At 31.0% G+C, this 25,624-nt stretch carries 30 protein-coding genes; 17 read left to right on the forward strand and 13 right to left on the reverse strand.

Annotated features, from left to right (window positions below):
• The first annotated feature begins 26 nt into the window (after nt 1-26).
• From der to proC, 6 genes are all read left to right on the forward strand, one after another.
• Entirely contained in the window at nt 27-1,403 is a 1,377-nt protein-coding gene (gene der, locus TX50_RS02105) for a ribosome biogenesis GTPase Der (RefSeq protein WP_011132027.1), read from the forward strand.
• Nucleotides 1,403-2,317: an energy-coupling factor transporter transmembrane component T family protein gene (locus TX50_RS02110; RefSeq protein WP_011132028.1), complete on the forward strand. Its 915-nt coding sequence runs from the start codon at nt 1,403-1,405 to the stop codon at nt 2,315-2,317. The genes der and TX50_RS02110 overlap by 1 nt, the downstream gene beginning before the upstream one ends.
• A 17-nt stretch (nt 2,318-2,334) precedes the next feature.
• Nucleotides 2,335-2,601, forward strand: a complete 267-nt coding sequence (locus TX50_RS02115; RefSeq protein WP_011132029.1) for a PII-interacting protein PipX family protein — start codon at nt 2,335-2,337, stop codon at nt 2,599-2,601.
• A 3-nt stretch (nt 2,602-2,604) separates the two neighbouring features.
• Nucleotides 2,605-3,243: a YggS family pyridoxal phosphate-dependent enzyme gene (locus TX50_RS02120; protein ID WP_011132030.1), complete on the forward strand. Its 639-nt coding sequence runs from the start codon at nt 2,605-2,607 to the stop codon at nt 3,241-3,243.
• Nucleotides 3,244-3,400: 157 nt separating this feature from the next.
• Nucleotides 3,401-3,976 (forward strand): cell division protein SepF, encoded by a 576-nt coding sequence (locus TX50_RS02125; RefSeq protein WP_011132031.1) that lies wholly within the window; start codon nt 3,401-3,403, stop codon nt 3,974-3,976.
• Nucleotides 3,977-3,983: 7 nt separating this feature from the next.
• On the forward strand, nt 3,984-4,790 hold the full coding sequence (proC, locus tag TX50_RS02130; RefSeq protein ID WP_011132032.1) for a pyrroline-5-carboxylate reductase: 807 nt from the start codon (nt 3,984-3,986) through the stop codon (nt 4,788-4,790).
• On the opposite strand, the gene TX50_RS02135 is transcribed toward proC, so the two are convergent.
• From TX50_RS02135 to hpf, 4 genes are all read right to left on the reverse strand, one after another.
• Nucleotides 4,787-5,953 (reverse strand): glycosyltransferase family 4 protein, encoded by a 1,167-nt coding sequence (locus TX50_RS02135; protein WP_011132033.1) that lies wholly within the window; start codon nt 5,951-5,953, stop codon nt 4,787-4,789. The two genes, proC and TX50_RS02135, sit on opposite strands and share 4 nt — an antisense overlap.
• Before the next feature lie 85 nt (nt 5,954-6,038).
• Nucleotides 6,039-6,818, reverse strand: a complete 780-nt coding sequence (recO, locus tag TX50_RS02140) for a DNA repair protein RecO (protein ID WP_011132034.1) — start codon at nt 6,816-6,818, stop codon at nt 6,039-6,041.
• Complete coding sequence (locus TX50_RS02145; protein ID WP_011132035.1) at nt 6,819-7,478, reverse strand: deoxyribose-phosphate aldolase; 660 nt, start codon at nt 7,476-7,478, stop codon at nt 6,819-6,821.
• An 8-nt stretch (nt 7,479-7,486) separates the two neighbouring features.
• Nucleotides 7,487-8,071 (reverse strand): ribosome hibernation-promoting factor, HPF/YfiA family, encoded by a 585-nt coding sequence (gene hpf / locus TX50_RS02150; protein ID WP_011132036.1) that lies wholly within the window; start codon nt 8,069-8,071, stop codon nt 7,487-7,489.
• Between the two features lie 44 nt (nt 8,072-8,115).
• On the opposite strand from hpf, the gene lipB reads away from it, so the two are divergent.
• Genes lipB through TX50_RS02165 form a run of 3 tightly spaced genes read left to right on the forward strand, consistent with a single transcriptional unit; the run spans nt 8,116 to nt 11,220 of the window.
• Nucleotides 8,116-8,760 carry a lipoyl(octanoyl) transferase LipB gene (lipB, locus tag TX50_RS02155; RefSeq protein WP_011132037.1) on the forward strand — a complete coding sequence of 215 codons (645 nt, stop codon included), beginning with the start codon at nt 8,116-8,118 and terminating at the stop codon, nt 8,758-8,760.
• 30 nt (nt 8,761-8,790) lie between these two features.
• Complete coding sequence (locus TX50_RS02160) at nt 8,791-10,716, forward strand: AMP-binding protein (RefSeq protein ID WP_011132038.1); 1,926 nt, start codon at nt 8,791-8,793, stop codon at nt 10,714-10,716.
• Between the two features lie 57 nt (nt 10,717-10,773).
• Nucleotides 10,774-11,220, forward strand: coding sequence for a YlqD family protein (locus TX50_RS02165; protein ID WP_011132039.1), 447 nt, complete (start codon nt 10,774-10,776; stop codon nt 11,218-11,220).
• Nucleotides 11,221-11,334: 114 nt separating this feature from the next.
• Here TX50_RS02165 and TX50_RS02170 read toward each other — a convergent pair whose 3' ends face one another.
• The gene (locus tag TX50_RS02170) at nt 11,335-11,646 is read right to left on the reverse strand and encodes a hypothetical protein (protein WP_011132040.1); all 312 of its coding nucleotides are present in this window, start codon (nt 11,644-11,646) and stop codon (nt 11,335-11,337) included.
• A 361-nt stretch (nt 11,647-12,007) separates the two neighbouring features.
• Between TX50_RS02170 and TX50_RS02175 the strand changes: the two genes are divergently transcribed.
• From TX50_RS02175 to queA, 3 genes are all read left to right on the forward strand, one after another.
• Complete coding sequence (locus TX50_RS02175; RefSeq protein ID WP_036930912.1) at nt 12,008-12,202, forward strand: hypothetical protein; 195 nt, start codon at nt 12,008-12,010, stop codon at nt 12,200-12,202.
• 501 nt (nt 12,203-12,703) lie between these two features.
• Nucleotides 12,704-14,071: a dihydrolipoamide acetyltransferase family protein gene (locus TX50_RS02180; protein ID WP_011132041.1), complete on the forward strand. Its 1,368-nt coding sequence runs from the start codon at nt 12,704-12,706 to the stop codon at nt 14,069-14,071.
• A 6-nt stretch (nt 14,072-14,077) separates the two neighbouring features.
• Entirely contained in the window at nt 14,078-15,202 is a 1,125-nt protein-coding gene (gene queA, locus TX50_RS02185) for a tRNA preQ1(34) S-adenosylmethionine ribosyltransferase-isomerase QueA (protein WP_011132042.1), read from the forward strand.
• A gap of 2 nt (nt 15,203-15,204) precedes the next feature.
• Here queA and cysK read toward each other — a convergent pair whose 3' ends face one another.
• From cysK to rpsD, 4 genes are all read right to left on the reverse strand, one after another.
• On the reverse strand, nt 15,205-16,191 hold the full coding sequence (cysK, locus tag TX50_RS02190; RefSeq protein WP_011132043.1) for a cysteine synthase A: 987 nt from the start codon (nt 16,189-16,191) through the stop codon (nt 15,205-15,207).
• Between the two features lie 84 nt (nt 16,192-16,275).
• On the reverse strand, nt 16,276-17,745 hold the full coding sequence (locus TX50_RS02195; RefSeq protein ID WP_011132044.1) for a PLP-dependent transferase: 1,470 nt from the start codon (nt 17,743-17,745) through the stop codon (nt 16,276-16,278).
• Nucleotides 17,746-17,748: 3 nt separating this feature from the next.
• Nucleotides 17,749-18,912, reverse strand: coding sequence for a trans-sulfuration enzyme family protein (locus tag TX50_RS02200; RefSeq protein WP_011132045.1), 1,164 nt, complete (start codon nt 18,910-18,912; stop codon nt 17,749-17,751).
• A gap of 74 nt (nt 18,913-18,986) precedes the next feature.
• Nucleotides 18,987-19,595 (reverse strand): 30S ribosomal protein S4, encoded by a 609-nt coding sequence (gene rpsD / locus TX50_RS02205; RefSeq protein WP_011132046.1) that lies wholly within the window; start codon nt 19,593-19,595, stop codon nt 18,987-18,989.
• A 95-nt stretch (nt 19,596-19,690) separates the two neighbouring features.
• Between rpsD and yidD the strand changes: the two genes are divergently transcribed.
• The 4 genes from yidD to TX50_RS02225 all read left to right on the forward strand — a co-directional run bounded on the left by yidD (nt 19,691) and on the right by TX50_RS02225 (nt 22,566).
• Complete coding sequence (gene yidD / locus TX50_RS02210) at nt 19,691-19,927, forward strand: membrane protein insertion efficiency factor YidD (RefSeq protein ID WP_011132047.1); 237 nt, start codon at nt 19,691-19,693, stop codon at nt 19,925-19,927.
• Nucleotides 19,928-19,931: 4 nt separating this feature from the next.
• Nucleotides 19,932-20,234 (forward strand): glutaredoxin family protein, encoded by a 303-nt coding sequence (locus TX50_RS02215; RefSeq protein WP_011132048.1) that lies wholly within the window; start codon nt 19,932-19,934, stop codon nt 20,232-20,234.
• Between the two features lie 10 nt (nt 20,235-20,244).
• Nucleotides 20,245-21,780, forward strand: coding sequence for a UDP-N-acetylmuramoyl-L-alanyl-D-glutamate--2,6-diaminopimelate ligase (locus TX50_RS02220; RefSeq protein WP_011132049.1), 1,536 nt, complete (start codon nt 20,245-20,247; stop codon nt 21,778-21,780).
• An 81-nt stretch (nt 21,781-21,861) separates the two neighbouring features.
• Nucleotides 21,862-22,566 (forward strand): SDR family NAD(P)-dependent oxidoreductase, encoded by a 705-nt coding sequence (locus TX50_RS02225; RefSeq protein WP_011132050.1) that lies wholly within the window; start codon nt 21,862-21,864, stop codon nt 22,564-22,566.
• Here the strand turns inward: TX50_RS02225 and TX50_RS02230 are convergent.
• The 3 genes from TX50_RS02230 to TX50_RS02240 form a co-directional block, all read right to left on the reverse strand.
• Nucleotides 22,549-23,730, reverse strand: a complete 1,182-nt coding sequence (locus TX50_RS02230; protein ID WP_011132051.1) for an aminotransferase class V-fold PLP-dependent enzyme — start codon at nt 23,728-23,730, stop codon at nt 22,549-22,551. The genes TX50_RS02225 and TX50_RS02230 overlap by 18 nt on opposite strands.
• Before the next feature lie 32 nt (nt 23,731-23,762).
• On the reverse strand, nt 23,763-24,557 hold the full coding sequence (locus tag TX50_RS02235) for a methyltransferase domain-containing protein (protein ID WP_011132052.1): 795 nt from the start codon (nt 24,555-24,557) through the stop codon (nt 23,763-23,765).
• Between the two features lie 76 nt (nt 24,558-24,633).
• Complete coding sequence (locus tag TX50_RS02240; RefSeq protein WP_071812982.1) at nt 24,634-24,807, reverse strand: DUF4278 domain-containing protein; 174 nt, start codon at nt 24,805-24,807, stop codon at nt 24,634-24,636.
• Nucleotides 24,808-25,063: 256 nt separating this feature from the next.
• Here TX50_RS02240 and TX50_RS02245 point away from each other — a divergent pair, with 256 nt between their 5' ends.
• Nucleotides 25,064-25,324, forward strand: a complete 261-nt coding sequence (locus TX50_RS02245) for a hypothetical protein (protein WP_011132053.1) — start codon at nt 25,064-25,066, stop codon at nt 25,322-25,324.
• Between the two features lie 21 nt (nt 25,325-25,345).
• Here the strand turns inward: TX50_RS02245 and TX50_RS02250 are convergent, their stop codons facing one another.
• Nucleotides 25,346-25,591, reverse strand: a complete 246-nt coding sequence (locus tag TX50_RS02250) for a NifU family protein (RefSeq protein ID WP_011132054.1) — start codon at nt 25,589-25,591, stop codon at nt 25,346-25,348.
• Nucleotides 25,592-25,624: the final 33 nt, after the last annotated feature.

Genomic DNA, 25,624 nt, shown 5'->3' on the forward strand with positions numbered 1-25,624 from the left:
TAGATCTAATTTTTTTAGGGGAATAATTGACTCTTCCATCAATAGCAATAATCGGAAGACCTAATGTTGGGAAGTCTACTTTGGTTAATAGGTTATGCCAAAGTAATGACGCAATTGTATTCGATAAACCAGGAGTTACTAGAGATAGAACTTATCAAAATGCTTCTTGGGCTGGGAGGGAATTTCAAGTTGTTGATACGGGAGGATTAGTTTTTGAAGATGATAGTGAATTCCTCCCCGAGATTCGCACTCAAGTATTTTTAGCATTAGAAGAGGCTTCTCTTGCTTTGTTTGTAGTTGATGGAAATCAAGGTGTAACTGACGGTGACTTATCCATAGCAAAATGGCTGAGAAATTCAGCTTGTAAGACAATTGTTGCAGTAAATAAATGTGAATCTACATCCTTAGGAGTTTCTTTGGCCTCTGAGTTCTGGAAATTGGGTTTAGGTGAACCTTATCCTGTCTCTGCTATTCATGGCTCTGGAACGGGGGATCTATTAGACCTTGTTATTGATGGATTCCCTAAAGATTTAAATGTTGAAGATAAAGAGGATAAAATAATGATGTCAATTATTGGGAGACCAAATGTTGGTAAATCGAGTTTGTTAAATGCTATTTGCGGAGAAAAAAGAGCAATAGTTAGTGATATAAGTGGGACTACAACTGATTCAATAGATACTCTTATTAAGAAAGATTCCCATCTATGGAAAATAGTGGATACAGCAGGAATAAGAAGAAAAAAAAATGTAAAATATGGAACTGAATTTTTCGGAATTAATAGAGCTTTTAAATCTATTGATAGAAGTGATGTTTGTGTCCTAGTTATAGATGCTATAGATGGAGTGACTGATCAAGATCAGAAATTGGCAGGGCGAATAGAAGAACAAGGTAGAGCATGTGTAATTGTAGTGAATAAATGGGATCTTGTAGAGAAGAATAATTCCACAATCTATCAAGTTGAAAAAGAACTTAGATCAAAATTATATTTTTTGCATTGGTCAAAAATGATTTTCATTTCAGCTTTGACTGGTCAAAGAGTTCAAAATATTTTTGAGCATGCTCTTAGTGCTGTAACGCAACATAGAAGGAGAGTTACAACTTCAGTCGTTAATGAAGTTCTTAAGGAGGCTCTTGGATGGAAAAGTCCACCAACAAAGAGAAGCGGAAAACAAGGAAGACTTTACTATGGGACTCAAGTAAAAAACCAGCCTCCAACTTTTACTCTTTTTGTAAATGACCCTAAATTATTTGGAATTACATATAGAAGATATATTGAAAAACAAATAAGATTAAATCTTGGGTTTGAAGGGTCTCCAATAATTTTACTTTGGAGAGGAAAACAGCAAAGAGACCTAGAAAAAGAGACATCAAAAAAGAATATTAATATTATTCAAAAAGATTAATGAATATTCTCACTAAATTTCCTATTGGACAATATGTTGATGGTAATAGAAGTTGGTTAAGAATTGTCGACAGTAGATTAAAGATAATTGCAGTATTTATTTTTCTAATTACTCCAATCTGGGCAGGCCCATTGTGGAGACTAAGTTTAGTTATTTGTTTGCTATTTATTACTTTTATCAGTTTGTTACCCTTTAGAGTTTGGTGGCGATCACTTCTCTTCCTTTTAGGATTATCAATGATAATTGGATTAATATCAACAATAGCATTTTCTGATATTCAATCTCTTGATAGCTCTTTAAGAGATCCGAATGAATTGAACTTGATTTTAGAAAGTCAGAAAACTTGGAATATTTTAGAAATTCCATCTAAGAAAATAGGATTTATAACTCTTGGGTCTTATAACTTATCTTGGAAAGCTTTCGAGTTAGGAATAAAAACTTCAACATTAATATTTACTGTTATTCATAGTGTGAATTTGATGCTGTTAACAACATTACAGGAGGATATAGTCTGGGCCTTAAGTTGGTTTATGATTCCTTTTAGAAAAGTTGGGTTGCCTATTGATAAATGGCTTTTCCAATTACTTTTAGCATTGCGTTTTATTCCTTTAGTTCAAGAAGAATTACAAAACATAATTAAATCAGTATCAGTTAGATCAATAAATCTTAGAAGTTTGGGTTTTAAGAAATCTATTAATGTTTTATTAACAATAATTGAAAGACTTTTTTTAAATATATTCTTAAGAATTGATCAAGGGGCAGATTCGTTACTTTCTAAAAAAAAAATAACTATAAAAACTTATAGATATAAAGCTTTTGATAAAAAAAATTCCCTAACTTTTATTTTTAATTCATTATCGATTTGTTTTATATGCATAGCAATTTTTCTTAGAAAACAGTATGGTGCATTGTAAATAAATAATTTTTTAGTTTGAGTTCAGAGCGTTATTTAAATCACCCAACATTTGGAATGTTATATCAAGTCTCTCTAGGGATTGAGGGAAAAGATATTTATGCGACTTTGTATGCACAAAAAATGTTTTTTTTAGTAGAAGTTAAACAACGAGAAGTCTTTTTTGAAGTTATACCCTATTTAGATGCTCGAAATCAGTCTGAATTAAACTTGCAAAGAGCAAGAAGACAAGGATCAGAAGATTTCTCAAAATGGGATAATTTATTTAGACAAACTTTTTTATAAAATTTGGAAATTTCAAATTACTTGCAAATTAAAAAACAATTACCTCTTAATGTAAATTTACTGGCTGTGAGTAAAGGGTTTAGTAGTAAAGAAATCAAAATTATAAATAATTTAGGACAAAATGATTTTGGGGAAAGTAGATTTCAAGAAGCTATTGAGAAGAAAATCTTATTAGATGATTTAAAAAATATAAAATGGCATTTCATCGGAAGAGTGCAGACTAATAAAATAAGAAAAATAGTCCAAAATTTTGAATATATTCATTCTGTAGACTCATATGAAAAATTGTTAAAGATTTCCAATGTTTCATTTGAAGAGAAGAGAAATCCAATAGTAATGTTGCAAGTTAAATTAAGTGATGATCCAAATAAAGGAGGATTTAATCCTAAAGTATTGCTAGAAAAATGGGATCAGATTAAGGAATTTAAAAGTATCAAAATTAAAGGCCTAATGACTATCAACCCAAAGGGTTTGAGTTCAATAGAAAATATTAAACTATTTAAAAAATGCAGGTACCTAGCAGATTCCCTCAAACTTCAGGATTGTTCAATGGGAATGTCTGGAGACTGGGAGGAAGCGGTTAAAGCAGGATCTACTTGGCTAAGGTTAGGATCAACAATTTTTGGTAACAGAACATATTAGTCAGCAATTAATTATATTTTATAAAAATCTTGTTTTTAAACTTGCAGTAAACTATAAGTAACGTTATTTAAGTATAGGTAGTTTATTCATTCATAAAAGATGGATACCTTACTAAAGGTTTTTTGGCCTTAGTTATCAATTTCAAGAGGATTTAAAAGTGTCACTTATTTCTCGATTAAAGGCAGTTGTTGCAGGGGATGATTTTCTGGATGATGATTTTGATGAGTTGGATTATGCATCAGAGGATGAATTTAATGGTAATGATGATTTAAAACAAAATTATAAAAAATCGAATGCACTTTCAAATTCAAATCCATTTGAATTTATGAACAATAATAGGACATCAAATGTGGTAGGAATGCCAGGTATTGCTAATTCATCTTCAGAGGTAAACTTGATGGAGCCTAGAAGTTTTGATGAAATGCCTCAAGCAATACAGGCATTAAGAGAAAGAAAGACTGTAATTTTAAATTTGACTATGATGGATCCTGATCAAGCACAAAGAGCTGTTGATTTTGTTGCAGGAGGTACATATGCAATAGATGGTCATCAAGAAAGAGTCGGTGAAAGCATTTTTCTTTTTGCTCCTAGTTGTGTAAATGTAACTAGTTCTTTCCCAGAGGAGGCTTCTCCCTCTAATGTTTCAAGCAAAAAAACATCTCAATATAAATTTGAAACTAACACAACTCCAGAGCCAGCTTGGGGAGAATCTAAACTATCGGCTTACAATTAACTAATCTGTGACAAGTAAAATTGCAGTAATTGGGTTTGGAAATATTGCAAAAGCTATTATAACTCCGCTATTTGATAAAAAATTACTAAAACCAAAGGATGTTTATTGTTTAGTAAATACAAAAAAAAGTTTAGAAAATATTAGAAAAAACTATAAATATGATATTAATATTTTTCAGGCAAACTCCAAAGGTTCGGAAATTATATGGGATTGCGAAGTTAAATTTCTCTCTGTAAAGCCTCAGCAACTTAAAAATATAATTGAATTAGAAAAAAATAAAAATTATTTATTGGTTTCTATTTTAGCTGGTGTATCTTTAGAAAAACTTATAAAAAAATTTCCAAATCATAAATGTGTTAGGGTAGTGACTAATATTCCAATAACAATTGGTAAAGGTTTAACTGGAATTTCATGGGGAGATGAAATAAAGGAAGCTCAGAAGCAATTCATAAAAAGATTATTTGAAAATTCTAGTAAAATTTATGAATTTCCTGAAGATTTACTCGATATTTTTTTATCATTAACTTCTTCCGGGCCAGCTATAGTTGCCCTGATTATTGAAGCTTTAAGTGACGGAGGTTTAAGCGGCGGATTGCAAAAAAGACTTTCTGAAGAACTTGTTGTAGAGATGATTTTAGGCACTGTTAGTTTAATAAAAGAAACTAATTTAACAACTGCTGAGCTTAAGAATATGGTAACTTCTCCTGGGGGCACCACCATATCAGCACTAAGGGTTTTAGAAAATAGGAGTTTAAGGTCTGCTCTTATAGAAGCAGTAGTTTCGGCCAGTAATCGTAGTAAAGAATTTCGTTAAGGGTTAGATATTTTTATAGTATTTAAGTAAAGTTTTTCCAGGGCTTCAATATTTTTTTTAATTGTATATCTTTCAATTACTCTTTCACGTCCTTTTTCCCCCAGAGCCTTTGTGAATGAAGGATGATCTACCAAAATTGGAATTATAGTTTTTAATTGAGTGACAACATTTTCAGTAGAGATCACAATGCCTGCTCCATTATCTAAAACTTCACCATCAGCTCCAGCATCAGTTGCAACACATGCCGTACCAGTGGACATTGCCTCTAAAAGTGATAAAGATAGTCCCTCTATTAAACTTGGTAAAAAAAACACCTCTGCGATTTGCATAATTGCTACTCTGGTTTCTAAATCAGTTTCTGATCCCCACCAAATTAATTTATCTTTTCCTAGGTTAGAAAAACTATTTTCCAGTGTAGGCTTCATTGGTCCGTCTCCAACAATTACTAGTTTGCAATTATTAGTTTTTGTTTGACGCCAGGATTTTAAAAGAGCCTCAATATTTTTTTCGTTAGCAATCCTTCCCATATATATAAATATTCTTCCTTCCCCTAGTTTACTTTTAACTAAATTATATTTTTTACTTTTTACTTTAACAGGTTGCCAAATACTTTCATCAACTCCATTTGGAATAATTATTTGCTTTTCTTTACTAACGCCTAGGTTTTCTAAAAGTGTTTTTTGAGGTTCTGAAAAAACAATTATTTTATGAAATTTAGCAAGAGAGGGCGCATAAAGTTGATAAGTTAGTTGTTGAGTACTTGCAGTTAAGTTCCTATTATTTTTATCAAATGCGGGATGAAATGTCCCTACAAGTGGGAGGTTTATTTGTTTGCAAAGTTCAGGCAATCTAAAGTCGAGAGGAGATAAAGTTAGACTTGCATGAACTATATCTGGCTTTAATCTCTCTAATGAATGTCTTAGTTCTTTTTCTGCTCTTGGAGAAGGGATCGTATAAACTTGTGATTTAATTAAGTAAGGAAGACTGACCTCAGGATCGTTGGCTAAAAATAAGGGTTTAGATTCGTTTGTATTAGAGGGTTTATCAAAATGTATAAAACTTACTTTATGGCCTCTCACTTTTAATTGTTCAGTAGTTAAATTTCCATAACTTACATTTCCACAAAAGGGAGATTTTTTACCTAACCAGGCAACATGAACCACATCAAATTAATCAACTATTTATAAAGTTAACAGTCAAAGTTACAATCATCGAGATCTTTTAATTTAATAACAATTTAACCCTTAATTATCTATAAAATTCTCTTAACATTTTTAGTGAAGATAATTCTTTTTCTAATTGGGCAGAGATCCAATTTTCAACAATTGATAATATCTTAAGCCAAACTTTTTTAGGTCCTAATAATTCTCCATTTGATTTGATGGGTAATTCTGCAAAAAGAAGTCTTTGTAAAAGAGCAATTTCAGAAGCATTAACTTTTAAAATACTACGTTCATCTTCTACTGTAGAAAATCCCTCATTTGGTAAATAGGAACATTGCCAATCCCAGTTACCTAAGGGGGGGATGATAGCCTCGCCCGTTTTACAGCAAAAATTTACGGGAATATTTATCCCTCCAATTGCTAATAAATGAATTAAAGATTGAATACTCATTGAAAGCATTTTGAAGTCCTCTTCACTTTCAAGGTTATATTCATAAATTCGATCTAAATGAATAAGTACGCTAGATAAGTAATCTTTTTGCTTGTCGTTGTTTCCAACTAATAAAAAGGTTAATTCAGTTATTGCTTGAGCTGCAGCAAGACATTCAATATTTTTCCCCAACCCGTTGTAGCTTTTGAGAATTTTAATCTGACGAACAGACTTGAGACTTCTTTTTCCAAAGATCTGAAAACTTAAATATGTTAACGGAGTAGCTGCAGCAAGACTACTTTTTGGACGCCTGGCACCTGGAGCTGCAAGCCTAATAATACCTTGTTCATCTGTTAAAACAGTAATTAATCTTCCACTCTCACCTAGCGGACTAGCTTTAATACAGAGACCTTTTATTCTACTTTCGCCTGACATTTAAATAAGTCTAATTTCTTTAAAAATCTCATTAAAATTTGATGTTCCAATACAATCTATACCTGAATCAAATAAATCAACAACTTGGGTTAGTGTTTTTATGCTTCCTACCACTTTTATAGAATTCTGGTTGCCAATAAATTTTAATATTTCAACTATATCAACTTTAGAAATAGCAGCTCCAAAACCATCTCCAAATTGAAAATTTGTTATTCCTAATTCAAGAGAAATTTCTATGGCTTTTTCAAAAAGTTCTTTATCTAATTTTGTTTTGTTTATGATTATAGTGACTGGTAATTCTGAAGCATTAATACTCTCAATTTCACTAGCAAAACTATTTAAATCATTTTTAGATAGTTTTAGAAAATTAGGGATGTATTCTATTCCGCTTGCACCATTATCTTTTGCATAGCAAACAAATTCATCAATAAAATCAAGTGGTAAATCAGCTAATGGATAAGAAATTAGAGTATTTATATTTACTTTATGATTGTTTAATGCATCTTTTATAGGACTTAAAAAGTTAAGAGATGTAGAAACATTTCTAATATTATATTTTTGAATTAAATCGCAGTTGGCATTTAATTCTTCCAAAGATAAATACGGATTAATTATTATTGCATGTATCTTTTCATTTAATTCATAATCGATATTAAACATTTTTAGTATTATTTAGACTGGATTAATCCATAACCACCATGATTCCTTTTATAAATAACTTGTAGTTCATTATTTAATTTATTTCTAAATAAATAAAAATCATGATCAATAAAATCTAATTGTTTTCTAGCCTCTTCCAAAGAGATAGGAATCATTTCAAAATATTTTTTTTTAATAGATGGTTCAGGTAATCTCACCTCTCTTTCCTCGTTGAATATATCTTTATCTATAGAATCTGATTCTTCAATTGCATTGGAATAAGAATTTTTATTCTTTACAAGATTATTATGTAATTTTTTATTATGCCTCTCTTTATATTTCCGTAGTTTTCTACAAAGTTTATTTGAAACCAAATCAATACTTGAATATAGATTCTCTGTTTTTTCTTCAGCTCTGATAATAGTTCCATTAGCAAAAATTGTAACTTCAGCTGTTTGGAATGAAACTCTTGGATTCTTTTCGATTGAAAGGTGTATATCTGCTTCTTTAACGATATCCTTATAGTGATGCGTTGCTTTTTCTATTTTTGCCTCAGTATATTCTTTTAAAGGTCCTGTAAGTTCGAGATTCTTTCCATGGATTAAAATTTTCATAATAAATCTAAAAATATTTTCATATTTCCTAAATCTACATAACTATGATTAATAGAACATCAATAATTAAACAACCTGATAAAATTTCATTTTTTTATGACGTATATAAATTACAAAAAGAATATCAAGACTCATTAATTTCAGGTAAATCAAATATGAATTTTATTTGGTTAGGCGAGCATCAACTTTGCTATACAGTCGGAAGAGGTTCGAATATGGATAACTTGCTTTTCTCAGCAGATGAACAAGATGTATTTAAAATTGATAGAGGTGGTGAGGTTACATGCCATATGCCAGGACAGTTAGTCACTTATTTAGTTTTAGATTTGAGTAATTTAAATAAAGATTTAAATTGGTATTTAAGAAAAATTGAAAAAATAATTATTAAAACTCTAAGGAGTTTTAATATTAATTGCTCTACTAAAGATGGATTTACAGGTGTGTGGATAGGAGAAAGGAAAATTGCTTCAATCGGTATTGGATGCAAACGGTGGGTAACAATTCATGGCTTCTCAATAAACGTTAACTGCAAATTAGAAAATTTTAATAAGATTGTTCCTTGCGGTATTAAGGGCTGCCAAATGGTAAATATGTCTGATTACAATAAAAATGTAGATATAAAAGAAGTTAAGAAAATTGTTAAAAAAATCATTCATGAAGAGTTTAATTTTAATTTTGTATCAGAATAGAAACTTAAAAGATTTGGAAATTTCATAAATATGAAAGAATTAGCATATTGGCCTGCAGCAAAATCTCTTTCAAAAAATGAAAAATTTACAAGTACAAGGAAAGATATAAATAATCTTGATCATGTTGATCAAATATGGGAATACTTAAAATTAAGATGTGGGAATACAATAGCTATTAATGATTTGAGAGGAAAAAATAAAGAAAAAATTTCCTATTCTGAGTTAGCTGATTTAATCACTAAAGTCTCTAATTCTTTTAAAAATTATGGATTAGTTAAAGGTGATGTTGTCACCTTAATATCTGAAAACTCACCAAGATGGTTAATAGCTGACCAAGGGTTGATGCGATTAGGAGCTATTAATGCTGTAAGAGGTATTAATTCACCTTCAGTAGAATTAGAGTACATAATTGAGCATTCTAATTCTGTTGGTCTAATTGTTCAATCTAAAGAAGTCTGGTTAAAATTAAATAAAAAAAATGAATTAAAAAAAAGATTCAAATTTATAATTAATCTGGAAGATGAACAATTTGAAGATCTAATAAATTGGCCTGAATTTATAAAAGCTGGAGAGGAAAATCTTTTAAAAAATAATAGTTTCGAAAAATATAATCATCAGATTAACGATATTGCCAGCATTCTCTATACATCAGGGACAACAGGTAAACCAAAAGGTGTTCCCTTAACACATGCAAACTTTTTACATCAAATCATTAATCTGGCCAATATCGCCGATCCAGAACCGGGAACTTCTGTCTTGAGTGTATTACCTATCTGGCATTCGTATGAAAGAAGTGCAGAATATTTCTTTTTTTCATGCGGGTGTACTCAATTTTATACAAATCCAAAATTCCTGAAAGATGATATTAAACAAGTTAAGCCAGTTGTTATGGCTACTGTCCCTAGGCTATGGGAGGCCATTCACGATGGCTTTTTCTTGGCTTTAAAAAAAATGCCTCCTAAAAAACAGAAAATTATAAAGATCTTGATAAAGAATAGTTCTATTTTTAAAAGAAATTTAAGAAAGATCAGAAATTTAGAAATTAATCAAGTAAGTTCCTTAGCAAAAATATCTTTGACAATATCTGTAATAGGAAGATTTTTTATACATAAGATATCTTCTACTTTTTTATGGCCAAGTATTTTGAAACAATTATGTGGAGAAAAACTAAAATTTCCAATCAATGGTGGGGGTGCTTTACCTGAGCACGTAGATTTGTTTTTTGAATCTTTAGGTATAGATGTTCTAGTCGGTTATGGATTAACAGAAACCAGTCCAGTACTCACTTGTAGAAGAAGAGAACTTAATGTTAGGGGATCTTCTGGACAACCATTGGCATTTACTGAAATTAAAATAATGAATGAAGAAAAAGATAAGATTTTGAAATTTAAAGAGATAGGCAAGATTCTTGTTAAAGGACCTCAAGTAATGAAAGGTTATTTGAATAATATTTCAGCTACTAAAGATGTTTTATCAAAAGATGGTTGGTTTGATACTGGAGATTTAGGTTTTCTTATTCCAAATGGATCTTTGGTTATAACAGGGCGAGCGAAGGATACGATAGTTCTTTCTAGTGGAGAAAATATAGAGCCAAATCCCCTTGAAACTGAGATTCTTAGTTCTGAATTTATTAATCAAGTTCAATTAGTAGGTCAAGATAAAAAATGTTTAACAGCACTTGTCGCTCCAAACATAGAATTAGTAGAAAATAAATTCTTTGAAAATGATATTTCCAAATTAAATTCGAATAAAAAAATTGGTTTGTTTTTTAAGTCGCAGATAAATAATTTGCTAAAAAATAGATTAGGAGCAAGATTTGAGGAACAGATATTAGAATGCTATTTTGTTGATGCTTTTACTTTAGAAAATGGTTTATTGACTCAAACTCTTAAGCAGAAAAGAAGAGAAATAGTTGATTTATATTCAACACATATAGAAGAAATGTATAAAAAATAAATTAAAAAAGAAAATCCTCTTTGATATCTCTATATTGAAAGGGTAAATTAATTTTTTATGGAAACTAAAAACTCTATATCCATCAAACGTTCAATAGCAATAAAAGCTATTGTTACCCCTACTTGGAAAGAAGATGCTGAGAAGGAATTAAGTAATGCGATTTCTGCAGTTGACCAACAATTATCACAACTTGAACAAGAAGGTCAACAAATAGTTAGTAATATAAGATCCCAGTCAGTAAATCCATTAGATCCAAGAGTTCAAGAGCAAGTTGGCCAAGTTCAGCAACAAGTTGGTGCGAAAAGAAACGAACTTGAAGAGCAAAAAAGAAATCTATTGCAACAACAAAGCCAAGTTCGTGATTTAAAAATGGATGAAATTGTTGATCAAGGTCAGGTTGATAGCTTTTGTGATGTTTCGGTTGGAGATAATCTTATTAAGAAGATGCAAGTTTCAATAACAGTTAAAGATGGGATAATTCAATCGATTAATAACAACGAATAAATTTAAAAGTTTAAATTCCTTTTTGAATGTAAATCATAGTTTCTTTGGGGCAAATTTTGTCATGCCTTCACTAAATTTTCGATCGCTTTTACTCTTTCAGAATCGCCTATAAGGTTATTGAATTTTAATTTTTTCTAAATTCCATTTATCAAATATTAGTTTCATTTCTCTTTCGTAGAATCTTACTTTCTTTGAGAAAGGTAGTTGTTGAATAATTATTCCAAAGGGGAATTTAAAAAAAGAAGAAACATAAACAATATAAAACTCGACAAATGAAGGTTTTGGTGGGAGAGGTAAATTTTTTAAATATGCCCAATCAATGCATGGTTTTAGTTGCTTATCACTAGCAGCAATATTTTTTTTACATCTCCAGTAAGAGAATAGATAAATGCCTATAAAAATCGGTAGTGGAAGAAGTCGCAACATTAAATATCAAGGATAATTTTTCTTCTCATTGATTCACACTTATATTTGATAATAAATGGATAGTTTTGTTTTTATGGAAATTCTGCTCATTGGATTATCACTAGGTCACATCAAAATTTGAGATTTGTTTTAATCATTTTGCCAGAAATTAAAATTTTGTCCTTTACTCTTTACCTTTAAATAAATCAACTTTGATATCAAAAGTAACCACTATTCCAATGCTTATTAGCAATAATCCAATCGCAATTTGAGCTGAAGGTAAAACCATATAAAACTTATTTGCATTCACCCTATCTAATCCATTCAAGTATCGATGAAAGATTTAGTAATATTAAATTAAAATAAAGCAGTACATTTCAACATGGCACGAGCAGAAAATGATCTTGATATCTATTATGCAGTAGGTAATGCGAATACTCAAAGACAAGAAAGTGAAATTGCAGCAATAATCAATAATAGGAATTCTGGAGGGTGGAAATTAATCTCAACATGTACCGCAATTGTGGATACTAAAAATCAATTTTCAAACCTTTATTTATTCTGGGAAAAGAAATAGTGTGTAAACACTACATTGAATTGAAATCTTTTCCATTCGATTAATAACATCAGAAACTCCTCATATACAAATTTCTGATCACTAAACACTCCGATTCTTAAGAATTGGGTGTTTTTTTAATGCAATTAAGTCTGAAGAGGTATAACTGTCATATGTGACAATTAAGTAATATTACTCACCCCCTTCCACGAAAAAGAAATATATGTAATAGTTTATTGTTGTGTGTAGGAGAGTTTTTACTGAAACAGTGGAAACAAGGAAACACTTGATTCGGTAAAACCAGAAAAAGACCTCTAGAAATAGGGGTCTTTTTTTGTGCAAATGATCTCTAATCCACCTGTAACTCGATATCCTTTTTATTACTTTCTTAATCTTCTATGGTTCCCTATAGAACCTGTTTTTGTATAATATGAATAACACGGATTTAGTGAGTCTGACGTAGAAAAGTGTAGACACTTTTGTAGACACCACCACCAGATCCCTTACTATAACTGATCTTGTATGTCTCACGAAATATTTATGCCAGCTCTTAGTTCTACTATGACTGAAGGCAAAATTGTTGAATGGTTAAAGAATCCTGGAGATAAAGTTGAAAGAGGAGAATCTGTTTTAGTTGTTGAATCAGATAAAGCTGATATGGATGTTGAATCTTTTCAAGATGGATATCTTGCTGCAGTACTAATGCCAGCTGGTAGTACTGCTCCAGTTGGTGAAACCATTGGACTTATTGTAGAGAATCAGGATGAGATAGCTTCTATACAAGAACAAAATAAAGGTAAACAGACTGAAGTATCAAGTGATGGTCAACTCGAATTACCAAATAATAAACCTGAAATAAAAGAAGAAAAGCAAAAAGAGGTGCCTCAAAATAATGAGCAGGAAGTCGAGATTAAAAGGGAAAAAGTGCTAATTACCTCTAATGAGATTCAATTTAACGCCTCTACTAGTAATAATTCTTCAAGAGTAATAGCATCTCCAAGGGCAAAAAAACTTGCTTCTACAATGGGAGTCGAATTAGCAAAAGTGCATGGATCAGGACCTCATGGAAGGATTCAGGCTGATGATGTATTGAAGGCAAATGGCCAACCTGTGTCTATTCCATGGATAGGAGAGGGAAGTTCTCCCGCCAGTATTTCTAGTCCTCATGTTCAAGCCGAAAGCAAGTCAGAGACATTAGGGAATAGTTTTGGAAACCCCGGGGAAACTGTACAATTTAATACTCTTCAAAAAGCTGTAAATAAGAATATGGAATCAAGTTTAAATGTTCCATGTTTTAGAGTTGGGTATTCAATTAATACTGATAAATTGGATAATTTTTACAAGAAAGTAAAGCAAAATGGAGTTACTATGACTGCGTTGTTAGTCAAGGCAGTTGCAAAGACACTTAAAAAACATCCCCAAGTTAATTCAAGCTTTTCAGAAAACGGAATTTCTTATCCAGAAAATATAAATATTGCTGTGGCTGTTGCTATGGAAGATGGAGGGTTGATAACTCCAGTATTAAAAGAACCTTGTAACACTGATTTATTTGAATTATCTAGAGAGTGGAAAGATCTTGTGAAAAGATCTAGAGCAAAACAATTAGAACCAGATGAATACTCAACAGGAACATTTACTTTGTCAAATTTAGGAATGTTTGGTGTTGACAGGTTTGATGCAATACTTCCACCAGGTACAGGTGCGATTTTAGCCATAGCATCATCGAAGCCAACAGTTGTTGCTAATAATGATGGCTCAATATCTGTTAAAAAAATAATGCAAGTAAACTTAACCGCTGATCATAGAGTAATTTATGGTGCTGATGGTGCATCATTCTTAAAAGACTTGTCTTCTCTCATTGAAAACGAGCCAGAAACACTTGTAGCCTAAATATAATTGAATTTTGAAATTCATAATGAAGAAATAGATCATAAGCTAGAAGCTTATGATTATATTCTTGATGAAACATTAATTGCTAATAAACCTTCTAAAGTAAGGCACGAATCTAGATTAATGATAGTTAGAGATAGTTCATTAGAAGAAGACTTTACAACAAATAAATATACAAAGAATCTCTTGGACGAACTTAGAAAGGGTGATTTGGTCGTTGTAAATGATACGAAGGTGATGAAAGCAAGGTTAAAGGTTGAATTAGAAAATGGGAAATTAGTCGAATTATTAGTTTTGGAGAAAGCAGATCAATCTACTTGGCTATGTTTAGCAAGGCCTGCTAAAAAGTTAAAAATAAACAGTCAATTAAATTTAAAATCATCCTTGGCAAAAGATATAAAATTGCATATTTCTGGGACTGATAAAGAAACTGGAGGAAGATTTATCAAGTTTCCAGAAAATATAAATGATCTAATTTCAATGAATAATCTCCTTGATATATATGGAGAAACTCCCCTCCCTCCATATATAAAAAGCGCCGAAGAAGAATCTTTTCATGAAAATAGTTATCAAACTGAGTATGCAAGTAATCCTGGAGCAGTTGCTGCTCCAACAGCAGGATTACATTTAAGTAAAAGTCTTATTTCAAATTTAAAAAAAAAAGGCATATTAGTTATGCCAATTACTTTGCATGTAGGTTATGGAACATTTAAGCCAATTGATCAAGAAGATTTATCTAATTTAAAACTTCATAAAGAGTGGGTCAGGGTTAGTAGTGAAGTCGTAGAAGAAATAAAAAGAGTAAAAAAAACGGACAGAAGAGTAATAGCTATTGGAACTACAAGTGTAAGAGCTCTTGAAAGTTGCTATTCGTATGAAATGGGAGACTTAATTCCTATAGATAAGTATGTTGATTTAGTAATTAAGCCAGGTTATAAATTCAAAGTAGTTGATGGATTATTAACTAATTTTCATCTTCCAAAGAGTTCATTATTACTACTAGTAAGCGCAATGATTGGTAGAGAAAGATTACTAAATCTTTATAAAAAAGCCATAAGAGAAAAATTTAGATTCTTCTCTTATGGCGATGCTATGTATATTTCACCAGATTCATTTCTGGTGAAAAAATAAATTTAAGCTTTAACTGGCTCCTCAATTATTCCATTTGGAACTTCGGTAAACATAATTGATGATAAATACCTCTCAGCTAAATCTGGTAAAACAACCACTATAGTTTTTCCTGCATATTCATCTTGCTCAGCTAATCTAACAGCAGCAGCAGCAGCAGCTCCACAAGATATTCCCACGAGAAGCCCCTCTTCTTTTGCCAATCTAAGAGCCATCTCGATTGATTCATCATTAGTAACCTGCTCAACTTTATCAACAATTGATAAATCAAGGTTTTTAGGAATAAATCCTGCGCCTATTCCTTGTATTTTGTGTGGTCCAGATTTAACTTCTTCGCCATTCATTGTCTGTGTAATAACAGGGCTATGTGATGGTTCTACTGCTACAGAAACAATATTCTTGCCCTTCTCTTGTTTGATGTATCTTGAAACTCCTGTAATTGTTCCACCTGTTCCAACCCCTGCAACAAAAACATCAATCTCACCATCGCAATCATCCCAAATTTCAGGCCCAGTTGTTTTGAAATGAATTTCTGGGTTTGCTGGATTATCAAATTGACCTGGCATGAAATATTTAGAGGGATTACTTTCTGCGATCTCTTTAGCTTTGGCAATTGCTCCTGGCATACCTTTAGAAGCCTCTGTTAAAACAATTTCGGCGCCCAATACTGCCATCACCCTTCTCCTCTCAATAGACATAGATTCTGGCATTGTAAGGACTAGTTTGTAACCTCTTGCTGAAGCTGTAAAAGCTAAGGCAATTCCAGTATTTCCAGAGGTAGGTTCAACGATAGTTTTGTCTTTTGTAAGTTTTCCGCTTTTCTCCGCATCCCATATCATGTTTGCACCAATCCTGCATTTAACACTATATGCAGGATTTCTACCTTCAATTTTTGCTAATACAGTAGCTTTAGCGTTTTTAGTAACTGATTTTAATTTTACTAATGGAGTGTTTCCAATAGCAAAGCTGTTGTCCTCATAAATTTTTGCCATTTATATGTTGAAAAATATATATTAATACTAACTATTATTTAATAAAAAGAGTACATAAGTTTTTATACGGTAAATACTAGGTATTTAAAAATTATTTAATGCTTCAGAAAAGGCTCTCCATAAGTGATCTTTATCTTCTAGTCCAACAGATACTCTAATAAGGTGCGAAGGAATGTTAAAACTTTCAACCCAATCTAATTCGTCATAATGAGCTAATAAAACATAAGGACATACAAGGGTAAATTTTGTACCTAAACTAGGTCCTTTTGATATTTGAAGAGAATCATAAAACTTTTTAGCTTTCTCAAGACCTCCTTTTAATTCAAACGATAATAAGCAACCATATCCCCCATCAGAAGTAAGTATGGAATTGAAATTAGGACAATTTTCGGGATGGAAAATATTTTTGATCTCTTTACGGTTTTCTAATCTTTTTTTTAATTCTAAACATGCTTTATTTTGCTCAAAAACTCTTTGTTTTACATCTCTACTAGCTTTTTCGAGTGAAACCATATCGCCATCTGAAAGCATTGGAAGGTTGACTTCATTTACGGCATTTCTAAACTGATCAATCCATCTGCTTTTTGGATTTAGTATTAGTGACCCAGCAAGAATATCCCCGCTACCGGAAAAGATTTTTGTTAGTGAAGTGAAAACGATATCTGCATGTTCTAAAGAATTTATATTTAAATTTGAACCAATAGTATCGTCAACTATCACAGGTATATTTAATTTATTAGCTATTTCTGAAATTTTTTTTATGTTCACACATTTGAGCATTGGATTACTTGGTAATTCAATTATCAAGGCTGCTGGATTTATTTTTATCATTTCTAATTCAATATCCTTGCAATTTTCTTCTGTTATTAACTTGGCTCCATGAAAGATATTCATTGGTAATTTAAGTACATCTACATATGGAAAACCAATTTGAAGTGTAGGTCTATCTGGAAATAATTTATATATTATTTCTAATGATGTGTATAACGCTGACATGCCAGATGAGGTCAAGTGAACATCATTAGAGTTTGTTTTTGTAAACTTAGAAATTCTATCTTTTATTCTTTGACAACTTTCTATCGCTAAAGATTTCGAAGGGCAATCCTCTAGGCCCAATTCAATTGCAGCCGCTCTTGAAGATATACCGAGACCGGTATGTTGCCAAAAATATCTTGCATATTTGCTCGCTGATTCTCTAGTAATTAAAAAAGCTAAATTATGCCTTCTTTCAATATATGTAGATCCTTTAGAAGAATTTCTATCACAGTATTTTTTTGCTTTTAAAGCTATTCTTTCATTTGGATAAGGCCAGATACCTACATCATTTAAGTGACTTTCTTTTTTTACCTTTTCACATAATCTTTTTACTAAAGGATTGAGTCCAAAACGAGGATAGATTGACTTTAACAATTCCATGCATTTTGGATTTTTTTCCTCATAATTAATTACATCTTTCCAAGTTGGTAAAGCTACAGAAACAGCATGTTCATTATCAGGAATCGAATACCCCAACTCTAAACTTCTCCATATTGGATTTTTTAGTAAATTCCTCACTTTTTAGAATCTATTTAAGGCAAATAAGATATCTGAAATTAAATCATTTGTATCTTCACAACCTACCGACAATCTTATAAGTGAATCATCAATACCTAGGAGGTTTTTTGTTTTGTCATCAACAGATGCATGAGTCATTGTTGCTGGGTGGCAAATTAAACTTTCAACACCACCAAGACTCTCTGCTAATGAGAAATATCTGAGTGATTTACAAAATTTAAAAGTGTCCGATTTGTTTAAATTTAATTTAAGGGTGATCATTGAACCACCAGATTTCATTTGTGATTTTGCTAAATTAAATTGTGGATGTTTTTGATTAAAGGGATAAAAAACTTTACTAATTATTCTATGATTTGCAATTTCCTTAGAAATTATCTCTGCACTTTTTGTTTGTTGTTCGATTCTTAGAGGGAGAGTTTTTACCCCTCTTGTAATTAACCATGTATCAAAAGGCGAGGGTTGAAGTCCTAAAGCTTTTTGAGAGAAAAGCATCTTACTATTCCATTCCTCATTGTTTGTTAGGACTGCTCCACCAAGTGCATCACTATGGCCATTTATAAATTTTGTTGTACTTATAAGAGATAGTGTTGCGCCTAGTTCTAGAGGTTTTTGAATAAGAGCTGTAGAAAAGGTATTATCTAGAACAACAGGTATTTTGTACTTATTAGCTTCATCACAAATAAGTTTAATATCAAGTACTTTCAAAAGAGGATTTGTTGGACTTTCGAGCCAGATTAAAGTTGGCTGAAAGTCTTTAATTTTTTTTAAATTTTCTTTATTTGCTAAATCTGTATATAAAACTTGTATTCCAAATTTTTTGAATATTTTATCGAACATTCTTACAGTACAACCATATAGATTTGACTCGCATAGTATTTTATCGCCTGATTTTAATGAAGATGTAATTGCAGTTACTGCACTTATGCCAGACCCAAAAATTGTACAATATTTGGATTCTTCTATGGATTTAAGTATATTTTCTAGAATTTTAAAGTTTGGATTACCTGATCTGGTGTAATCGAAATTGCCCTTATTACCATGTTTAAATGTTGAGGTAGAAAAAATTGGTGGCATGACACATCCAGTTTCTTCAGAAAATGTTTCTCCATGATGAATTGATAAGGTTTTAACACCTGGCTTTTTGATAATATTTTTCTTATTTCCCATTGTTTTCAAAATAAGAATTAATTAAACCTCTCACCAACAAGGTGAGAGATTTAATAATTTGAAGAAAAGGATTTTTATACTTTTCTTGAATAGTATTCAACAACTAATAACTCGTTTATTTCAAGCGCGACCCATTCTCTATCACACTTTCCGTTGATTTTGCCTGTTAACTTAGGTTTGTCTAACTCTATATGAGGAGGAACATTAGCTAAACCAGGAAATTCAATATTACCTTCAACAAGTTTTTTACTCGCTTTGTTTTCTTTAATGCTAATTACATCTCCTGGTTTACATTGGTAACCTGCAATATCAAGAACTTTTCCGTTAATGGTTACATGCCCATGATTTACTAATTGTCTTGAACCTGGTATTGTTCCACCAAAACCTAATCTAAAACAAACATTATCTAATCTGTTTTCTAAAAGTCTAAGGAGATTGGTTCCTGTAGAGCCTTCTTGAGCCCTAGCTTTTTTAACGTAACGAACTAGTTGCCTTTCAGAAACTCCATAGTTGAATCTAAGTTTCTGCTTTTCTTCTAGACGAATTGCGTATTCTGATCGCTTGCGACGGGCTTGACCGTGCTGACCTGGAGGATTAGACTTCTTTGAAGCTTTCCTAGTGAGACCTGGTAGTTCTCCCAAGCGACGCGTAACCCTTAATCTTGGGCCGCGGTATCTTGACATAAGTTTAAATTAAAATTGAGATTTGCAATAAATTGGATAATTGATTAAATTCAACTAAACTAAATACTACTGAACTGTTATTTTACATCATTAAAGTGTTCAAAACTATTAATAAATCAATTACTTCTATACTTCTATTTATGATTTCCTGTTATCAAAAGTGGTTTTCTCCTTTTTTTGGACCAAGATGTAGATTTATACCAAGCTGCAGCTCCTATGGATACGAGGCAATTACTAGACATGGACCTTGGAAGGGAGGGTGGTTAACTTTAAGAAGATTAAGTAGATGTCATCCTTTAACTCCCTGTGGATGTGACCCTGTGCCTGATTGAATGAATGAAAATATTTATTTTTGTTAGGCAGGGATGTTGCCTTTGTGATTCATTAAAAAACAAACTGGCAAAAATAAATCTTAATGAGTTATTCCCTAATCTAGAGGAGCTTAAAGAAATTGATATTGATAGGATCGATTTATATAAAGATAAATATAAAAAATATGATTATGAAGTACCTGTAATTGCTGTTGAAGGAAATAGGTATGAGGAAATTATAGAATTACCTCGTATTTCTCCAAGATTAAAAGATGATCAATTAAAGAATTGGTTTCAAAAAAATATTAATACCATTCTGAAGAAATAATTTTTGTTATATGAGATCTATAAAATTACATAGACTTTTAGATTTGGTAGGAATTATCCCCTCATTAGATCTAATTGATAAAGAAATCAATAATATTTCTTTTAACTCTAAAGAAGTACAAAAAGGAACTTTATTTTTAGGTATGCCTGGTTTAAATGTTGATGGAGGAAAATATTGTATTGAGGCAATTGAAAATGGTGCAGAGGCTGCCATTATTGGATCTGCTGCAAAACAGAAAATTGGATCTATTGATCGAGAAAGGATTTTGGTTATAGAGGATAATTTAGATTATATTTTTGGTCAAATAGTCTCTGAGTTTTGGAATAGGCCTTCAAGAAAACTAAAACTTATTGGTGTTACGGGTACAAATGGAAAAACGACAATTACTTTTTTACTGGAATATCTTTTAAAAAAATTAGGAAAAAAGACTGCATTATTTGGGACCTTATTTAATAGATGGCCTGGCTTCTCTGAAGTGGCTTCTCATACAACTGATTTCGCTGATAAACTTCAAAAAAAATTAAATGCTGCTGTTGATGCAGAATCTGAATTCGCGATATTAGAAGTAAGTTCTCATTCTATTGCTCAAAACAGGATATCTGGCTGCGAATTTGAAGCGGCTATTTTTACTAATTTAACTCAAGATCATCTTGATTATCACTCAGATATGGAATCTTATTTTCAAACAAAAAGAAAATTATTTTTCCCACCTTATTTAAAAGATAAAGATGGAATTTCCGTATTAAATCATGATGACCTTTGGATATCTAAATTATCATCTGATCTTGAAAAGAGATCGTCATTAGTCTCTACAAAGATTACTAAGAGTGAATTTAAAAATGATGGTTTTTTTTACGTAACAGATAAACAATTTACTGAAAGTGGCTCCACCTGTATTTTTCATACACCTAAGGAAAAAATTAAACTTTTTGTTCCACTTGTGGGTGAATTTAATTTAATGAATGCGATTCAAGCAATAACAATTTTGTATAAACTTAATTTCTCTTTAAAAGATTTATCAAAGTTAATACAATCTTTCCCTGGTGCTCCTGGGAGAATGGAGAAGATAGAAATTGATAATAATGACGTTTCAAGATCACTTCCAATAGTAATTATTGATTATGCCCATACTCCTGATGGATTAAAAAAAGTTTTGCAATCAATTAAAAAACTTTGTAAAGGGAAACTCATTACTGTTTTTGGCTGTGGAGGAGATCGAGATCGTAGTAAAAGGCCTTTAATGGGATCAATAGCTGAAGAGTTTTCTGATCATGTATTTATAACTTCAGATAATCCAAGATCAGAGGAACCGCAACAGATAGTAAATGATATTTTAATGGGTATAGAAAAAAGAGAAAAAATAACATTTGATATTGATAGATTTAAAGCAATAAATGAATCTATCAAATTTGCTAATAAAGAAGATATTGTTTTAATAGCTGGAAAAGGACATGAAGACTATCAAATTCTCAATGATAAAGTGATTAATTTTGATGATAGAAAAATAGCTCAAAAATTATTACAAGAAAAAAGTAAATCTAAATAAAATTTGCTAACTAAATCAGAAAGATCTTTACACAAATCTCAAGAAAAGTGTCTTAAGATAGATTAAGTAATTTTTAATAAGATGAAGGGGTTAGCCTTAATCGTAGGCGCAGGTGGAATTGGAACGCAAATAGCTAAAGATTTGAATGAAAGTGAAAAAGAATTAGATGTTGTTTTGTGTGGAAGAAAAAGTCAATTTAATTCTTTTTGGGAATTAGACATAGAGGATTCTCAATCACTTTTGCAGTTTAAAAGTAAAATTTCGAATCATTCTTCAAAATTAAGATTGGTAGTTAATGCTACTGGAAAACTTCATAGTGAAAATCTTAAGCCAGAAAAAAGATTACAACATCTTGATAAAAAAAATATGATGGAAAGTTTTTCAATAAATGCCTTTTCTCCTATTTTATTAGCTAAAGCTATTGAAGAATTTATACCAAAAGATTGTGAGTTTAATTTTGCAAGTATAAGTGCAAGAGTAGGAAGCATTGGAGATAATCAAACTGGAGGTTGGTATTCATATAGAGCTGCAAAATCTGCGCAAAATCAGTTTTTTAAATCTTTAAGTATTGAGTGGGCTAGACGTTTTCCAAAAGCTACAATTACATTGCTTCATCCAGGTACAGTAGATACTGATTTATCTAGACCTTTTCATAAATTTGTTCCAGAACATAAATTATTTAGTACAGAAAAATCATCCCAATTCTTGATCAGTATTATTAAAAATCAATCACCAGCATCTACCGGAAAATTTATTGCATGGGATAGCTCAGAAATTCCCTGGTAATTTTTTTATTTCTTCAGAAAGTAAATCAATTTCATCGTTTGTTGTCATCTGATGTACGCATGCTCTAAACCATTTTGGGTCTTCTAAAACTCTAATCCAAATTTTCTTTTCTCCAAGTTTCTTCACAAATTTGTACTTATCTTCAATATTTTCGATATTAAAACTAACTATCCCATTTAAGTATTTTTTTTCTAAAACTAATTCAATTTCTTTAAATTGACTTAAACTATCCCAAAGTTTCCCACTTAATCTTTTGATATGTTTGCTTTTTTCTTTTTCAGTACAGTCTTTATCCAAAAGATCTAAAGAATTCCGAAGACCTGCAAGTAAAGGAATACAAGAGGTAGCTACTTCAAACTTTCTTGCATCTTCATGAAAAAGATTATCTGAAGGTTCATAAATTCCTTGTTCTTTTTTTAATGATTTCCAACCAATTATTGTTGGATCTGTTTCATGAATAAATCTATCTGAGACATAAATAGCTCCAAGTCCTTCAGGACCACATGCCCATTTATGAGAAGTTATGGAATATAGATCAGAATAAAAAACTTCATCTTCAATTTTTATATGACCAAAGGTTTGAGCACCATCAACAAGTAGATAAGAATTTTCTCGATTATTTTTTAATTCGATAGAAATTTGTTTTAAAGGAATTTTATATCCAAAGTTCCACAAAATATGAGAAATAATTAGGATCTTAGTCTTACTATTTAGATTTTTTGAAATCTCTAAAATTATATTTTCATCGTTTAGATTTTTAATTTTTTGGATTGGTAAAATTTTGAATATTAATTTATTTCTCCTACAAAATTCTCTACTTGCAGCTACTACACCAGGATGTTCACAGTCACTTATTAACAATTCTTCTCCCCCTTCTACTTTTATACCCCAAAAAGGCAAAATCATTCCAGAAGAGATATTCTCAGTTAAAGCTACATTTTTTGAATTAACACCTAATTTTTGCGCAATAATTTTTTTTGTGGTCAATATTTCTTTATAAATAAAAGGCCACATATCATTTGTAAATGGTCCTAAATCTTGAATGATTTCCCAAGTTTTGACTATTGCTTCTAGAGAAGATTTTGGTAATGGTCCTTGACCTCCATAATTGAAGTAATATTTATTTTTTAATGCGGGTATTTGATCTCTTAAATTAATTATCATTCAAATTTTAAAATTAAATTTCTTGAGAAGGACTAAATATTCCCTACTAAAGTAACTGTTCTAAATTCAATATCTTCAATAACTTTCCAAGGTTCATTACTTCTCTCCGCGAATTCTAAGTTTTTAAAACCTAGATCTTTAAAATCATTTAGTAATTCTGGCTCATACCACGCTCCACTAATACATCCTGTCCATAGATCATGATCATTTTGCAACCTTAAAGGAACTCTTTTACTTGAGACAATATCGCTTATGGCTATTCTTCCATTATCTTTAAGAACTCTTTTTATATTTCTTAAAAGATTTTTTCTAGATTCAGGATTTACTAAATTTAAAACACAATTACTTAAAATGATATCAACTGATTTGTTTGCGATTAATGGATTTAAATCTTTATCTAATACATCGAGATTTTCAATTGATCCACTAAGAAATTCTGTGTTGATGAAACCTATCTTTTCTGAAAACTTTTTGGAAGCATATCTTGATAATTTAAGCATATCAGGATTTTGATCAACCCCAATTACTTTCCCCTCTTCCCCAACAATTTGAGAGCAAATAAATGCATTTTTGCCACTCCCACTGCCAAGATCTAAAACAATATCATTCTTCTTTACATATTTTGTTGGATTACCACATCCATAATCTCTCTCAATAACTTCTTCAGGAATTGCTTCAAGTAAAACAGGATTAAAACCAACAGGTGTGCAAAGACAACTCTCTTTTTCTAATGCAGCAGAACCATACCTTTCTTGAATAGCATCTTTATGATCAAGACCTTTCAAATTTTTATTTGACTCATCAGTATTGCAGCAATCGTTAGACATTGAAATTATTCTGATTCTTAATTAATATAGCCAAAAAAAAACCCCTACTTAGGGGTTTTTTCTTTTTTGAATTAAATTATTTAGTGTATTTAGCACCTCTGTAATTTAATTCTGCCTTTTCATTACTTGAAGAAGCGTCATCCATTCTATTGGTGTATACGTTTCTTCGGTAGGTAAGTTCAACAGGTTGCTTTTTAGCAGCCTTTTTGTTTTGAACGTAGTTTTTACCTCTGTAAGTTAAAGTAGTCATGTTTCGATGTGACAAAACGGCCATCCCCCGTTCCCTGGTATGACTCGAACTGCGCCTTCTAAAGAAGGTGAACGAAATGTAGCAATAGCTACTTTTTAATTATAGACGTATTTTTGTATTGCTGTCCAGATATTACGGATAGAAATAATTTTTTAATTTTTTTTTAATTATTATCTTAAGTAAATTTTGGTGTGATTTATATCTAAAAGGGATTAGGTTTATATTTAATTTCCTCTTTACTAATTAATTTAAATTTATGACAGGGTTTTTATATTTTTTGGGAAATACTTTGAGATGGCCCGCTTTAAAACCAAAAGAATTTTTTTCTTTACATGCATACTTTACTATTATTTATTTGATAACTTATACATTAAGTAAGAATGAAGTTAATCAGTCAAATTTAGTTTTTACATTAGGAATTCTAGCTCCTCTTTTAATAGCTATAGGTCAAGGTCTTCCTGTAAATTGCTTAGATTTTAAATCATCATTAACTAAGGAATTAAGCCAAGAGTCGTAAAAAGATTTTTTAAAAAATAGCTTACAAAACTTGGACTACTTCACTTATTTCAGGAATCATTTCTTTTAGCTTTCTTTCTATTCCCATTTTTAATGTCATGGTACTGCTTGGGCAGCTTCCACATGCTCCTTGAAGTCTTACTTTAACAATGGGACCATCAATTTCTGCTATTTCTACATTACCTCCATCTGATATTAAGAAAGGTCTTAGTTCATCTAAAACCGTTTCTACATTTTCATTTGTAAGTGGTAATGTTTCAGTACTCATAATTTTGAATTAACTTTATAATAAGCGTAGAAA

Origin of the sequence: Prochlorococcus marinus subsp. pastoris str. CCMP1986 (genome assembly GCF_000011465.1) — a bacterium.
GTDB lineage: Bacteria > Cyanobacteriota > Cyanobacteriia > PCC-6307 > Cyanobiaceae > Prochlorococcus_A > Prochlorococcus_A pastoris.